The organism is Polaromonas sp. (genome assembly GCF_013817205.1).
Taxonomy (GTDB): domain Bacteria; phylum Pseudomonadota; class Gammaproteobacteria; order Burkholderiales; family Burkholderiaceae_C; genus Polaromonas.
In genome coordinates, this window is sequence record NZ_JACDDD010000017.1 from 37,590 (window position 1) to 51,763 (window position 14,174).

Below are 14,174 nucleotides of genomic sequence, written 5' to 3' on the forward strand. Positions count from 1 at the left end.
CCATGTCACGGCGGCGTGTCCGCAGTATCCGGCTGGCGCTCCAGCCGCGCGGGGGGGCGGGGCCGAAACCGACCGACCGGAGACACTCCACAGTCAGCGAGCACGAACCCTTTTCGTCGGGTCCTAAAAACACGGGCCCCACTCAGGGACCCGAAAACACGTCCCTTGCGGGACCTTGAGAATTTTGGCAGGGGTGGAAGGAGTCGAACCTGCGAATGCCGGAATCAAAATCCGGTGCCTTAACCAACTTGGCGACACCCCTACACAGGTCAACTGCAGAAAACTGCAATCAACCCTTTAATCGTTGTTCATGGAGACACATTCCATGGCCGTCATTTTACCAACCGGCCAGAGGATGTGCCTCCAGGTTGCTGCACTTGCGGACCTGCCAGCCGCCGGGCGCGCTGGCTAATTCCATCTCGTGCGGCAAATGCGCAAAAACCGCACTTCCCGAGCCAGTCATGCGGCCCTTGAGGCCTTGCATGGACAGCCAGTCGAGTGACTGGCCAACCTGCGGACACAGGGTCTGCGCGACTGGCTGCAAGTCGTTGTGGCCGAATCCGTAAATACGGCCGCTTGAGTTTGCAGCAAAGCCTTGGATTGTAGCAGTTTCTGTATCGCGTTTGAGTTGCGGTGCACGGAAAATCGCGTCGGTCGCCAGCCCCGCGGGTGGTTTCACGATGACAAAACGGGCTGCTGGCAGGGCCAGCGGCGTAAGCTGCTCGCCGATGCCTTCGACCCAGGCATGGCCGCCTGTTAAAAAAAAAGGCACGTCCGCGCCCAAGCCGAGTGCAATGTCTTGCAGCTTGCCGGGAGGCAGCTTCACACCCCAGAGCCGTTGCAAGGCCAGCAGGCAGCTGGCGGCATCCGAAGAGCCGCCGCCCATGCCGGCCTGGGACGGGATGCGTTTTTCGAGCCAGATGTCTGCGCCCAGCGCGGTACCGCTGGCCTGCTGCAGCGCCCGCGCCGCGCGCACTGCCAGGTCTTCCGCAGGCAGGGCGGGGTCCGGCGTGCCCACGTCGCTGCGCTGGATGCGGCCGTCACTGCGCAGCTCGAAATGCAGGGTGTCGCACCAGTCGATCAGCATGAACACCGACTGCATCAGGTGGTAACCGTCGGCGCGCCGCCCGGTGATGTGCAAAAACAAGTTGAGCTTGGCCGGGGCGGCGACGTCGTAGATCGCTTTCAGCGGGGAGCTCATTTCGCCAGCACAATGCGCAGGTCGGCGCGCGGTTGTGGCGCGGTGCGGCTGGCCGAAATGCGGCCTTCGGCATGTTGCGACAGATCGGCGTTCCAGCCGGCCAATGCGGTGTTTTTGCCGGCCAGCCAGTCGAACAATGCGGGCAGCGGCAGCGCAGCGCCGGTGGCTTTTTCAATCAGCGCATCGACCGAGTCAAAACGCTGGACCTGACCGCCCGAATCGAGCACAGCCTGCCCTGGCGACCAGCGCAGCACGGCCAGGCTGGTCCCCAGCGGGCTGTTGAGCACCAGCTCGCCCTGGTCGGGATTGCCGCTCAATTCGAAACCGGCAAAAAATGCCTGGACCGGTTCGCTTTGCACCTGCAGGCTGATGCGTCCCGACCAAGTCTCGGTTTGTGAGTCATTTCGGGCTTCAGCCCCCGCCTGGTGGGCGCATCCTGCTATCAAAAGCGTAGCAACAACAAGGCTGGCGACCATGGCCAGGCGCAGGCGTGCGAAAGTGCTCAAGGCGGGGCCTCTGACGTGACGCTCAATCACAGCCGCACACGCAGGCGCTTGAGCGTTTCAAGCAAGGTTTCGTTCTCGGGGTTGAGCAGCATGCCTTCCTTCCAGAGGGCAATGGCTTTGTCGCGCTGGCCCAGGCTCCACAGGACTTCACCATAATGCGCGGCGATTTCCGCATCGGGCTTGGCCTTGTAGGCGATCTCGAAAATCCGCGCGGCCTCGGCCTTGTTGCCCATGCGGAACTCCACCCAGCCCAGGCTGTCCTGGATGAAGGGGTCGGCGGGGGCAAATTCCAGCGCTTTCTGGATCAGCTGTTTTGCCTCGGGCAGACGCACATTGCGCTCGGCCAGCGAGTAGCCCAGAGCGTTGTATGCGTGGTGGTAGTCGGGCTTGAGCGCCCACAGCTGTCGCAGCAGGCGTTCCATTTCGGCGAGCGAACCGAGCTTTTCGGCCATCATGGCCTGGTCGTACAGCAGTTCGGTTTCGCCTGGAAACTGCGCGACCGCCTTGCTCAGCAGCTCGTAGGCGCTTTTGTAGTCCTTCTGGTCCCGAAGCAGGGCGATTTCGGCCATCAGCTTGATGCGTGCGTCCTCCGGCTTGCGCTCGGGCAAAGCCCGGATCAGCTGGCGTGCTTCGCTCAGCTTGCCCTGCTTGGCCAGCAGTGAGGCGCGTCGCGTCTGTGCTTGAACCAGCTCCTGGGAGTTGGAGATTTTTGCCAGCCAGCCGTCGGCGCCAGCGAAATCCTTGCGCTTTTCGGCCACCTGCGCCAGCGACAGGTAGGCTTGGGACAAGCCGCGTTGGGCCTGCTCGGTCTGCTCGCCCTGCAGGGCGAGCTCGACAAAACGCAGCAGCGAGGTTTGCGCCGCAGCCAGCTGGTTGTTCTGCAACTGCAGCGATCCTTGCACCAGCCAGCCCTCGGGGTAATCCGGTTTGTCACGCGTGACCATCTGCAGTTGCGCGCTGGCTTCAGCGTAGCGCTGCACATCCAGCAGGCTGCGCGCATAGGCCATGCGGATTTCCGGCAAGGCCTTGGGATTGCTTTCCAGGTATCTGCGCACCAGTGGTTCTGCACCAGGCAGCTTGGGGTCCATCAGTTCCAGCGCCAGCAGGGCCGGCCCTTCGGCGGCGGGCTCAAGCGCCTGCGCACGCTCTGCGGCCGCCAATGCGCCGGGCAGTTCGCCGGCAGCCAGCCGCATACGGCCCACCGCGATCCAGGCGGCGGCACTGGTCCCCGGCGCAGCGAGTTGCTGGGCAAGGGCCTGCTCCACCACCCCGGCCGCGAGTTTTTTGTCCGCCGCCCGGGCGTACAGGCGCGGCAAGGTGGCGATTGCCTGCGACTGTTCGGGCAGTGGCGCCAGCCGCAGTTCGGTACGCAGTGGCTCCACAGTTTCGGTGATGCGGTTCAGCGCGATCAGGATCTGCAGTACATAGCGGTTGGCCTCGCGCGAGGCTGGCTGCGCCTGGCGCCAGGCCTGCGCCGCCTGCAGGGCAGCGTCACCAGAGCGCGATTGCAGTGCGATGTCTGCAGCCCGCTGGTAAAGCTGGGGGTCGTTGGTTTTGCGTGCGGCGTCGAGGATCAGCGCAAACCCTGAGGCGGGCTCGCCGGAGCGGGTGTTGATCTCGCCGATCAGCAACTGGTAAAACAGCTCGCCGTCCAGGCTGGAAGGTGCAGGCGGCGCCTGGGCGGCGGCCGGTGCATCGGGACGTGCAGCTTGCGGCAGGGCGGGCGGCGCGGTCTGCCTGGATTGGGCCAGCGCCGCCGGCACAGCCAGGCAGAGCGCGGAAAGCGCGGTCAGGGCGCAGATCAGTGGTTTCATCGAGCCATGATAATTGAAGCAATGTGCCCCCGCCGGGCATGCCCATGATCGCCGTACGCCATGCCTGAACTGCCCGAAGTCGAAGTCACCCGCCTGAGTTTTGCCGACCGCATCGCGGGCGCCACCATACTGGGCCTGCAGATGGGCAAGCCGCTACGCTGGCCACTGGGCTGTGATCCCGTCCAACTGGTGGGCCAGACCGTGCTGCGGGTGCGGCGGCGCGGCAAATACCTGCTGCTGGACACCACGGGTGGCCTGTTGCTGATCCACCTGGGCATGTCGGGCAGCCTGGGTTTTGCCACAAACTTGCCGGCCCCGGGCAAACATGACCACTTCGACATGCGCACCACGGCGGGTTGCCTGCGTCTGCATGATCCGCGCCGTTTCGGTGCTGTGGTTTATGCGCCCGCCGAGGACGACACAGGCGCGCGCAAACTGCTGGGCCGGCTGGGGGTGGAGCCGCTGGGCCCGGACTTTGACGCGGTGGCCTTCCACGCCGCCCTGCAAGTGCGGCAAACGGCGATCAAGCAGGTTTTGCTAGCCGGCGAGATCGTGGTGGGCGTGGGCAATATTTATGCGTCTGAAGCCCTGTTCATGGCCGGCATCCGGCCCACGGTGCGGGCGGCCAAGATCAGCAAGCCGCGCGCTGCACGCTTGCATGCGGCAATCCGCGAGGTGCTGGCGCAGGCCGTGGCCAAAGGCGGCAGCACGCTGAAGGATTTTTCCAACGCCCAGGGCGAAAGTGGCTATTTCCAGCTGGAAGCCCGCGTGTACGACCGCGCCGGCCTGCCGTGCACCGTGTGCAGCGCGCCGATACGCAGCATGCGGCAGGGGCAGCGCTCCACGTTTTTTTGTGTCAACTGCCAGAAACCCTGAACACCGCACAGGCTCACCGGTGGCCGATTCTCGTGGGCGATGCTATATTGATTGACCTATGCCTGATCACCACCATGTCCTTTAACCAACAATTCGACCAGCACGGCGCCTGGCGGCGCGAATTCGCGCTGCGGCTCAAGCTGCTGTCCGAATGGCTGAAAGACCACGACCTGCTCAATGCCGCCGTGGAAGAGCGCCTGCTCCGGCTGGAAACGCAGGTGCGGTCCGACAAAGTGATGGTGGCGTTTGTCGCCGAGTTTTCGCGTGGCAAGTCTGAACTGATCAATGCGATTTTTTTCGCCGGTTACGGCCGACGCATCATGCCCGCCAGCGCTGGCCGCACCACCATGTGCCCGACCGAGCTCGGCTACGACGCCGAGGTTCCGCCTTGCCTTCGCCTGCTGCCCATCGAAACCCGGCTCAAACCCCAGGCCTTGATGGAGTGGCGCGCGGTCCCCGAAAAATGGACGCGCGTCGACCTCGACGTCAATGACCCGGTCCAGCTGGCCAAAGCGCTGGAAAAGGTCGCCGAGGTTCGCCATGTGACGCAGAACGAGGCGCGCGCCCTGGGTTTTTGGCATGACGAGGCCCCGCAGGACAACCCGCGCACTGATGCGCACGGGAAGGTGGAGGTGCCGCGCTGGCGCCACGCCCTGATCAACATCGCCCATCCGCTGCTCAAACAGGGTCTGGTCATTCTTGACACGCCTGGCCTCAATGCCATCGGCGCCGAGCCCGAGCTGACCGTCAGCCTGATTCCGCAGGCGCATGCGGTGGTATTCATTCTGGCGGCCGACACCGGCGTGACCAAATCCGACCTCGCGATCTGGCGTGAGCATCTGGTCACCGATGGCAACGACAAGGACGCCCGACTGGTGGTGCTCAACAAGATCGACACCTTGTGGGATGCGCTGAGCACCCCAACGCAGATCCAGGCGCAGATCGACCGCCAGCGTGCCAGCTCGGCCGACATTCTCGGTTTGCCGGTGACGAAAGTGATTCCTGTGTCAGCGCAAAAAGGGCTGGTCGCCAAAGTCACTGGCGACGACGAACTGTTGCAAGCCAGTTGCCTGCCCGCTCTTGAGCTGGCACTGGCCCAGGGTGTGATGGGGCAGCGGCAGAAAATCCTGCGGTCCGCGGTGACCGCCGGCATGGTCGAGCTGCGCGCCGAGGCTGGCCGTGTCATTCATATCCGCCGGCGCGACCTGTCCGAGCAGATGATGGAGCTGCGTGGACTGCGCGGAAAAAACACTTCAGTGATCAAACACATGCGCTCGCGCATCGAGCAGGAGCACACCGAGTTCAATACCAGTGGCGCCAAAATCCAGGCGGTGCGCTCAATCCACCTGAAACTGCTGCGCGAGGTTTTCAACCTGCTGGGCACGCCCACACTCAAAACCGAACTGGCGGAACTGACCCGCATGCTCAAGCAGCCGGGTATCAAGCTTGGCGTGAAAAGGGCTTATGGCGAGACCTTTGGCCGCTTGCGCGAAAGCTTGGAGAAAGCCAGACAGACCAGCGCAGAGATTCAGACCATGCTGGCCGAATCGTTCAAGCAGCTTAATTCGGAGTTCGGCTTTTCCCTGCAAGCCCCCAAGGAGCCGGAGATGTTGCGCTTTCTGACCGACCTGGAACAGATCGAACGCAGCCACCTGCAGTACCTGGGTGTGACCAACATCCTCAAGCTGGCGCAACCGGATTTTTCGGACCGGCTGGTGCGTGCGTTGGCGACGCGACTACGTGTGGTTTATGAAACTGCCCTGGGCGAAGTCGAGCTCTGGAACAAGTCGGCAGCCTCGCAGCTCGATGCCCAACTCAAGGAGCGCCGCAAAAATTTCAGCCGCCGTATTGAGGCGATAGAGCGCATTCAGCAGGCAGCCACCGGTCTTGACGAACGCATTGACGAAATCGAACGCCACGAAAACGCCATCACGGCGCTGGACGGCAAGCTTGACGAACTCACGGCACAGCTGAGCGATGCGCCCCCTGACCGGCCTGCCCAGGCGCCAGACACGCAAGCGGCTGCCCTGTTCCGCGCCGCCTGATCGCGCGATGGCGCTGGTTCGTACGCGCGGCGCTGCTGCGACCCAGATTGATTCCGAAAGCGCCTTACCCGAAACTCTAGAGGCAGCTGCGGCTTTGGCGCCGACTTTTGCCAACCTGCTGGTGCGCTGGCAAAAAAGCCACGGCCGTCACAGCCTGCCCTGGCAGAAAACGCGTGATCCCTACCGGGTTTGGCTGTCTGAAATCATGCTGCAGCAGACGCAGGTGGCCACAGTGCTGGACTATTACAAGCGTTTTTTGCAGCGTTTCCCGACGGTTGCCGATCTGGCGGCCGCATCGCCCGACGAGGTGCTGGGTCTGTGGAGCGGCCTCGGTTATTACAGTCGGGCGCGCAATCTGCACCGCTGTGCGCAGGATGTGATGCGCTTGCACGGCGGGCGGTTTCCAAAGACTTCGGGGCTGCTGCAAACCCTGCCGGGCATCGGGCCATCAACAGCGGCGGCGATTGCGTCGTTCTGCTTTTCGGAACGTGTAGCCATCCTTGACGGCAACGTCAAACGGGTGCTGACACGGCTCATGGCCTTTTCCGGTGACCTGGCCTCAAGTGCGCAGGAGCGGGTCCTGCTGGGCGTGGCGACGGTGCTGTTGCCGCGCCGCAAGCTGCGGGAGGACATGCCGCGTTACACCCAGGGCATCATGGACCTGGGCGCCACCATCTGCACCAGCCGCCAGCCGTCCTGCCCACTGTGCCCGGTGCAGAACCTGTGCGTGGGCCTGGCCAGCGGCGCACCCGAACGTTTTCCGGTCAAAACCCGCAAGCTCAAACGCAGCGCCCTGTCGCTGAGCCTGCTGTGGGCCGAGCGCGCTGATGGCGCGGTCTGGCTGGAGCGCCGGCCGGCGACCGGCATCTGGGGCGGGCTGTATTGTTTTCCGGTGTTCTCCAGCGAAGACGAGCTGCTGGCCTCCTTGCCAGCCACGTTGCAAGGCCAACTGCTGGCCGTGCCGCCGTTTGTGCATGTGCTGACGCACAAGGATTTGCGCTTGTCGCCGATGCGGCTGGCCCTCGCGGCAAAAGCGACCCGGGTGCAGCAGCTCCCCGGCGCCGGGAGCTGGTTTACGCGGGATGCATTGACGGTGCTGGGATTGCCTGCGCCGATACGCAAGCTGCTGGCCTGACTGCTGTCACTTTCAAGAGAAATATGCCGTTAGCCCTCGTCCATATTGCATGAGTAGCTATCAAATCAGGAGCATCAGGTGGTGTTTTGTGCCACGCCGGCCGGCGGTCACGGGAAAGCATCGAGCTCCCGGTGGCGCTTGACCGTGACCCAGTTGGCGCTGAACGCCTGCGCCAGGCGCTCAACCAGGTAAACCGAGCGATGCTGGCCGCCAGTGCAGCCTATGGCCACCGTCACATAACTGCGGTGGTCGCGCACCAGTGCTTGCAGCCAGTGACCAATGAACTGCTCAATGTGCTGGAACATGTCGTCCACCTCGGCGTGCGCCTGCAGGTAGCTGACGACCTCGGCGTCTTTTCCTGTCAGCGCACGCAGGCCCGATTCGTAGTGAGGGTTGGGCAGCATGCGCACGTCGAAGACATAGTCGGCATCAACCGGCACGCCCCGCTTGAAGGCAAAAGACTGGAACACCAGGGTCAGCTGGGCGGACGGCGAAGAGAGTAGCGCCTTCACGTAGCCTTGCAGTTGGGACGGCCGAATCATGCTGGTGTCGATCACGTGCGCTTGCTCGCGCAACTCACTCAGCAGCTCACGCTCCTCGTTGATGGCATCAACCAGCGCGCGCTGCTGGTCCGTGGCATCGCGGCCGGACAGCGGATGCAGGCGACGAGTTTCAGAAAAACGCCGAACCAGCGTGTCCGTGCTGGCATCGAGAAACACCGACTGCACCGCCACCCCCTGTTCACGCATTTGCCGCAGCTGTTGGGGCACCAGCGGCAGCGAGACCGCACTGCGCACATCCATGGCAATGGCCACCTTGCTGGCGCCATGCTGCTTTTCGAGCGCCACAAAAGACAGCAGCAGCTCGGGCGGCAGGTTGTCGACGCAGTAATAACCGGCGTCCTCCAGCGCATGCAGCGCCACCGACTTGCCCGACCCGGACATGCCGGTGATCAGCACCATCTCAAGCAAAGGAGTAGCGTTGACGGAGGTGTTCATTGACCCAGCATTTCCTTGGCGTGGGCCAGCGTGGTGCCCGAAAGTCTTTCACCGCCCAGCATGCGCGCCACTTCTGCGACGCGCTGCTCACCATGGACCGCTTCGACGGTGCTGGCGGTCTGGCCCTTGTCGCTGCGTTTGGCCACCATCAAATGCTGGTCGGCGCAGGCCGCGACCTGGGGCAGGTGGGTGACGGCCATGACCTGTCGGTCCTTGCCGAGCTGCTTCATCAGTCGGCCCACGGTTTCAGCGACCGCGCCGCCGACGCCGGAATCGACCTCGTCAAAAATCAGGGTCTGCGCCTGGCCGAGCTGGCTGGTGGTCACGGCGATGGCCAGCGCGATGCGCGACAACTCGCCGCCGGAAGCCACCTTGCCAACCGGCCGCGGCGTGCTGCCACTGTGACCGGCCACCAGAAACTCGGCCTGTTCCAGCCCGTATTGCGCAGGCTGGTCCAGTTTGCCCAGGGCGACCTCGAACTTGCCGCCCTGCATGCCCAGGCCCTGCATGGCCTGGGTGATGGCCTTGGCCAGCAGCGGTGCCGCCTTGGCACGGGCTTTTGACACGGCGCGTGCTTCGTCCATGTAGGCGTTTTTGGCCGCCTGCTCGGTTTTCTCCAGGCCGGCCAGGTCGGCAGCGGCATCGAGTTTCTGCAGCTCTGCGCGCCATGCGGACAGCAGCTCCGGCAGTTCGGCCGGTGTGCGTTTGTAGCGCCGCGCGAGGCTGACCCACAGCGCCAGGCGTTCGTCGAGTTCGGCCAGGCGCTGCGGCTCCAGCTCGGCATGGCGGGCGTAACCATTCAGCGAATGCACGGCGTCCTCGACCTGCGCCAGGGCACTGCCCAAAACCTCGGTCAGCCCTTTGAATTCGGGCTCAATATGCTCCTGATTTTGTAGCGCAGTGAGCGCGCGTCCCAGCAGGGCGGCGGCGTTGTCGTCAGCTTCCTGCAACGCATCGACCGCCGTCTGCACCGCGTCGCGCAGCGACTGCACATTGGATAGCCGGCTGTGCTGGGTGTTGAGTTCGTTCCACTCGTCGGCGCCGGGCGCCAGTTTGTCGAGCTCGCCGATCTGCCAGGCCAGGCGTTCCCGCTCGCGTTGCAGGCTGTCCTGTGCCTCGCGCGCATCGAGCAGCGCCTTGTGCGCACTGCGCCAGCCCTGCCAGGCCTGCTGCAGCGCTTGCGTGAACAGGCCAGCATAGGCATCCAGCAGGCCGCGCACCGCATCCGGCCGAGTCAGGCTCTGCCAGGCATGCTGGCCGTGGATATCGACCAGCAGGTCGGCAATTTCGCGCAATTGCGTGGCGGTGGCGGGGCTGCCGTTGATCCAGGCGCGGCTTTTGCCCTGGGCATCCACGGTGCGGCGCAGCAGCAGTTCATCATCGACGGCAAAACCGGCTTCGTCGAGCCAGCCGGCCAGCGCGGCGGGGGCGTCAAAGGTGGCGCTGATTTCACAGCGCTGGGCGCCTTCGCGCACCACGCCGGCATCGGCGCGCGCGCCGAGTGCCAGTTGCAGAGCGTCAATCAGTATCGATTTGCCGGCGCCGGTTTCGCCGGTCAGCACGGTGAAGCCGCCGTCCAGGTCCAATGTCAGCTCGTGCACGATGACAAAGTCGCGCAGGGAAATGTTCTTAAGGCTCATGCGACACCTTCATTCCAGTGGAGTTTTTTTCGCAGGGTGTCGAAGTAGCTCCAGCCTTTGGGGTGCAGAAAACACATCTGAAACTCTGACCGCCGCACGCTGATGCGGTCGCCGTGCAGCAGGCTGGCCAGCGACTGCATGTCGAAATTGGCACTGGCGTCACGCCCCGCGACAATCTCCACCGTGATCTCGCCCGCATCGGAAAGCACGATGGGCCGGTTCGACAGGGTGTGCGGCGCAATCGGCACCATCACCCAGCCGGCAATCGAGGGATGGATCAGCGGGCCGCCGGCCGACAGCGCATAGGCGGTGGAGCCGGTCGGCGAGGCAATGATCAGGCCATCAGCACGCTGGTTGGCCACGAAGCGGCCATCGACCTCGACCCGCAGCTCGACCATGCCGGCGGTAGCCCCGCGGTTGACCACCACATCGTTCATCGCGGTTGCGTTGAACACACAGCGGCCATCGCGCACTACCTTGGCCTGCATCATCCAGCGCCGGTCTTCCTCAAACTCGCCGCGCAGCATGGGTTCGAGCGTGGTCTGGAAATCCTCGAAGGCGATGTCGGTGATGAAACCCAGCCGGCCCTGGTTGATGCCGACCATGGGCACGCCGAACTGCGCCAACTGCCGGCCTATGCCCAGCATGGTGCCGTCGCCGCCGACCACCAGCGCCAGGTCGCAATGCGCGCCAATACCTGCCACATCCATCACCGGATGCTGGGAGAGGCCCGTGTTGCTGGCGGTGTCGCGCTCCAGCGTGACCTCGCAACCTTGCGTGTGCAGGAAGTTGGCAATTTCTTCCAGCGCCGAGCGTGAACCATGGGCGTGGTACTTCCCGATCAGGGCGACGTGACGGAATTGCGACTTCATCGTCAAATTACATCACAACATCCATGACAAGCTTCGTAGAATGACCCCATGCTTGACGAACGTGCCCGACTCCTGCTCAAGGCGCTGGTAGAGCGCTATATCGCCGACGGCCAGCCCGTGGGTTCGCGCACGCTGTCCAAGGCCTCCGGCATGGACCTGTCGCCGGCAACGATACGTAACGTCATGAGCGACTTGGAGGAGCTGGGGTTGATCGTCAGCCCGCATACCTCGGCGGGTCGCATTCCCACCGCACGTGGCTACCGGCTATTTGTCGACACCATGCTGACCATGCAGCGCGACCAGTTTTCGGCCGCCGGTGCGCTGACGCCCCCGCGGCTGGCACCGGACCAGCCGCAAAAAGTTTTCAGCAATGCGGCCAACATCCTGTCGAGTCTGTCGCAGTTTGTCGGCGTGGTGATGGCGCCGCGCCGCACCTCGGTGTTTCGCCACATCGAATTTTTGCGCCTGTCCGAAAAGCGCTTCCTGGTCATCATCGTGTCGCCGGACGGTGATGTGCAGAACCGCGTGATCTTCACCGAGACTGATTACACCCAAACCCAGCTGATCGAAGCCTCCAACTTCCTCAACTCACACTACGCCGGCATGGCCATTGAGGAAGTGCGTGAGCGCCTGCAGCGCGAGGTCGAAGCCCTGCGTGGGGAAATCGCCAGCCTGATGCAGGCGGCGGTGCAAGTCAGCTCCGAAGCCATTGAGTCGCGCGACGAGGTCGTGATTTCCGGCGAGCGAAACCTGCTGACCGTCAGCGATTTTTCGGGGGACATGGGCAACCTGCGCAAGCTGTTCGACCTGTTCGAGCAGAAGGCCCAGCTGATGCGCCTGCTCGACGTGTCCAGCCGCGCCGAGGGCGTGCGCATCTATATCGGCGGCGAAAGCCAGGTCGTGCCTTACCACGAGCTGTCGGTGGTGACCGCGCCCTACGAGGTCGACGGCCAGGTCGTCGGCACCCTGGGCGTGATTGGTCCCATGCGCATGCCTTACGAAAAGATGATCCAGATCGTCGACATCACCGCAAAGATGGTCAGCAGCGCGCTCAGCCACAGCAAGTAGCGACGCCTTACAATCTGCGCTGGCGACGTGGGGCGTTAGCTCAGTTGGTTAGAGCAGAGGACTCATAATCCTTTGGTCCACAGTTCAAGTCTGTGACGCCCTACCATTTATTGTTGAATAAAATCAAGGACTTAGCGGTTTTTCTGCTAAGTCCTTTTTCCGTTTTGGTGTAGAAAACTTGGGCTTCGGTACGATTCCGGTACAGTACTCGTGAGCAGTACTGAAAAAAGACCCTATGCCCACCATCGTAAAGACGCCTTCGGGCACCTGGAAAACGGTAATTCGTAAGACGGGTTGGCCGACAGTTATCAAAACCTTTCGCCTGAAGAAGGACGCGGAGGATTGGGGGCGGAGAACGGAAGATGACATGGTGCGCGGATTGTTCATACAACGAGCATCATCTGAGCGATTGACGCTTGAGATGGCCATGAAGCGATACCTGGCCGAAATCACACCGAACAAAAGGCCATTGACGCAGCGCGGTGAACTTCGTTGCTCATTGCCGGTTATCAAATTCTTTGGAAAGTACTCACTGGCAGCTATTTCTCCTGAGTTGGTGGCCAAGTACCGAGACATGAGGCTGGCAGGAGAAGATCGCCTCAAAGACGGAAAGCCTCGGCCCCGCGCTCCCAACACCATTCGCCTAGAGCTATCGTTGCTCGGTCACCTCTTCACAATTGCGATGAAGGAATGGGGTGTAGGACTGCCCCATAACCCTGTGCTTGGAATCCGGAAGCCGGCGCCAGGCCCTGGACGCAACAGGCGTCTTACAAAGGCGGAGGAGAAGAAGCTTTTTGCAGCGGCTGATGCTCATACAAACCCAATGCTTGGATGGATTGCGCGAATCGCGTTGGAGACTGGTATGCGTTCTTCCGAAATCGTAACCTTGCGGGTGGAGCAAGTGGATACGAAGCGGAGAATTGTGAAGCTTGAAAATACTAAGAACACAATGCCCAGAACGGTACCGCTCTCGCTTGCTGCGAAGAAGTTATTTGATAGCGCCCTTGCAAATCCAACACGCCCGGAAACAACGAATCTTATTTTCTTTGGAGAACCAGGTGTTGACGGAGCTAGACGTCCATACAACTTCAACAAAATTTGGCTCGACATAAAGTCCCGTGTGGGGGTCGAAGATTTTCACTTTCATGATCTGCGACATGAAGCCGTCAGTCGGTTCGTTGAGGCAGGTTTTTCTGATCAAGAAGTCTCAGCGATCAGCGGCCACAAGAGTATGCAGATGCTCAAGAGATACACCCATCTTCGTGCTGAAGATTTAGTTTCTCGCCTAGACAATCTTGCTAAACGTCGAGTCGATACGCAGCAGGCAAAGACTTCAAAGCCTTAGAAACAGACTGCTGTGAAACTCCGCAGCGTTGGCTGATTTCTAATTGTGTAAAGCCTGCAGCTCGCAGCGTGACCATGAATTTCTTTATGTCACTTACTTTGTGCAGAACAAGTTGGCTGGCGTGGTCTCTCAGCTCTGCTTTTTCATCTGGATAGAGAAGCTTCTGATTGATGACCGCAATATAAAAATCGTCTACGACCACATTCCCAGATGATGCAAGGCGTTTCGAAATACTTTTGCTTTGATACGTGAGACGCTGAGCTTCAAGTTCAAATTTACCTCGTGTTCGTTTGGCGCGCTGATACTCTGCATTCCAGCTCCCATCTTGATTTTGAGGTCGATGCTTGATGCAATATTTGCTGCTCAGGCTTGCCACCAAATCACCATTTTCATGCTGCCAGTTGGTTTCTCTAAAAACTAGATCGGCATCAAGATATAACTGCACCTCAGTCTTTTGCCCACAAAAATCACAATGAACGCGATGACGACGAAGAGCATTGATGCTGGCTACTGCCGTACTAAATTTCGGTCCTTTGGAAGAGCAAGCTACTGAATCGCCCCGGGTTTCATGGAGGCTGTTTGGTTTAAGTCATGCCTCCACCGTGGAGGCTTGACTGGCGAGTTGCCGGTAGTAGTTTGCCTCAGCTTCTGCCGGAGGTATATATCCGATAGGG

Annotated in this window: 12 protein-coding genes and 2 tRNA genes; 6 read left to right on the forward strand and 8 right to left on the reverse strand. The window is 61.7% G+C overall.

Going from position 1 to position 14,174, the window contains the following annotated elements; translation table 11 throughout:
• Nucleotides 1–185: 185 nt before the first annotated feature.
• The 4 genes from H0W47_RS06145 to H0W47_RS06160 all read right to left on the reverse strand — a co-directional run bounded on the left by H0W47_RS06145 (nt 186) and on the right by H0W47_RS06160 (nt 3,521).
• Nucleotides 186–262 (reverse strand) — tRNA-Gln (locus tag H0W47_RS06145).
• A gap of 75 nt (nt 263–337) precedes the next feature.
• Nucleotides 338–1,189 (reverse strand): 4-(cytidine 5'-diphospho)-2-C-methyl-D-erythritol kinase, encoded by an 852-nt coding sequence (gene ispE, locus H0W47_RS06150; RefSeq protein ID WP_296921937.1) that lies wholly within the window; start codon nt 1,187–1,189, stop codon nt 338–340.
• Between the two features lie 8 nt (nt 1,190–1,197).
• Nucleotides 1,198–1,707, reverse strand: a complete 510-nt coding sequence (locus H0W47_RS06155) for an outer membrane lipoprotein LolB (RefSeq protein WP_296921908.1) — start codon at nt 1,705–1,707, stop codon at nt 1,198–1,200.
• A gap of 26 nt (nt 1,708–1,733) precedes the next feature.
• Complete coding sequence (locus H0W47_RS06160; protein ID WP_296921910.1) at nt 1,734–3,521, reverse strand: tetratricopeptide repeat protein; 1,788 nt, start codon at nt 3,519–3,521, stop codon at nt 1,734–1,736.
• 60 nt (nt 3,522–3,581) lie between these two features.
• On the opposite strand from H0W47_RS06160, the gene mutM reads away from it, so the two are divergent.
• The 3 genes from mutM (at nt 3,582) to mutY (ending at nt 7,577) form a co-directional block, all read left to right on the forward strand.
• Nucleotides 3,582–4,397: a bifunctional DNA-formamidopyrimidine glycosylase/DNA-(apurinic or apyrimidinic site) lyase gene (gene mutM / locus H0W47_RS06165; protein WP_296921911.1), complete on the forward strand. Its 816-nt coding sequence runs from the start codon at nt 3,582–3,584 to the stop codon at nt 4,395–4,397.
• 74 nt (nt 4,398–4,471) lie between these two features.
• Entirely contained in the window at nt 4,472–6,442 is a 1,971-nt protein-coding gene (locus H0W47_RS06170; protein ID WP_296921913.1) for a dynamin family protein, read from the forward strand.
• A complete protein-coding gene (gene mutY, locus H0W47_RS06175) occupies nt 6,375–7,577 on the forward strand; it encodes an A/G-specific adenine glycosylase (RefSeq protein WP_296921915.1) in 1,203 nt (400 codons plus the stop codon). Before H0W47_RS06170 ends, mutY begins: the two co-directional genes overlap by 68 nt.
• A 107-nt stretch (nt 7,578–7,684) precedes the next feature.
• Here the strand turns inward: mutY and rapZ are convergent, their stop codons facing one another.
• From rapZ to H0W47_RS06190, 3 genes are read right to left on the reverse strand one after another with little or no spacing between them, the layout of a single operon-like run.
• Complete coding sequence (gene rapZ, locus H0W47_RS06180) at nt 7,685–8,575, reverse strand: RNase adapter RapZ (protein ID WP_296921917.1); 891 nt, start codon at nt 8,573–8,575, stop codon at nt 7,685–7,687.
• A complete protein-coding gene (gene recN, locus H0W47_RS06185; RefSeq protein WP_296921919.1) occupies nt 8,572–10,215 on the reverse strand; it encodes a DNA repair protein RecN in 1,644 nt (547 codons plus the stop codon). Before recN ends, rapZ begins: the two co-directional genes overlap by 4 nt.
• Nucleotides 10,212–11,087 carry an NAD kinase gene (locus H0W47_RS06190; protein WP_296921921.1) on the reverse strand — a complete coding sequence of 292 codons (876 nt, stop codon included), beginning with the start codon at nt 11,085–11,087 and terminating at the stop codon, nt 10,212–10,214. Before H0W47_RS06190 ends, recN begins: the two co-directional genes overlap by 4 nt.
• Nucleotides 11,088–11,135: 48 nt before the next feature.
• Between H0W47_RS06190 and hrcA the strand changes: the two genes are divergently transcribed.
• The 3 genes from hrcA to H0W47_RS06205 all read left to right on the forward strand — a co-directional run bounded on the left by hrcA (nt 11,136) and on the right by H0W47_RS06205 (nt 13,500).
• A complete protein-coding gene (gene hrcA / locus H0W47_RS06195; RefSeq protein WP_296921923.1) occupies nt 11,136–12,155 on the forward strand; it encodes a heat-inducible transcriptional repressor HrcA in 1,020 nt (339 codons plus the stop codon).
• A 29-nt stretch (nt 12,156–12,184) separates the two neighbouring features.
• Nucleotides 12,185–12,261: transfer RNA gene (locus tag H0W47_RS06200), tRNA-Ile, on the forward strand.
• A gap of 129 nt (nt 12,262–12,390) precedes the next feature.
• A complete protein-coding gene (locus H0W47_RS06205; protein ID WP_296921925.1) occupies nt 12,391–13,500 on the forward strand; it encodes a site-specific integrase in 1,110 nt (369 codons plus the stop codon).
• On the opposite strand, the gene H0W47_RS06210 is transcribed toward H0W47_RS06205, so the two are convergent.
• Nucleotides 13,454–13,945, reverse strand: coding sequence for a helix-turn-helix domain-containing protein (locus H0W47_RS06210; RefSeq protein WP_296921927.1), 492 nt, complete (start codon nt 13,943–13,945; stop codon nt 13,454–13,456). The genes H0W47_RS06205 and H0W47_RS06210 overlap by 47 nt on opposite strands.
• Between the last annotated feature and the right edge of the window lie 229 nt (nt 13,946–14,174).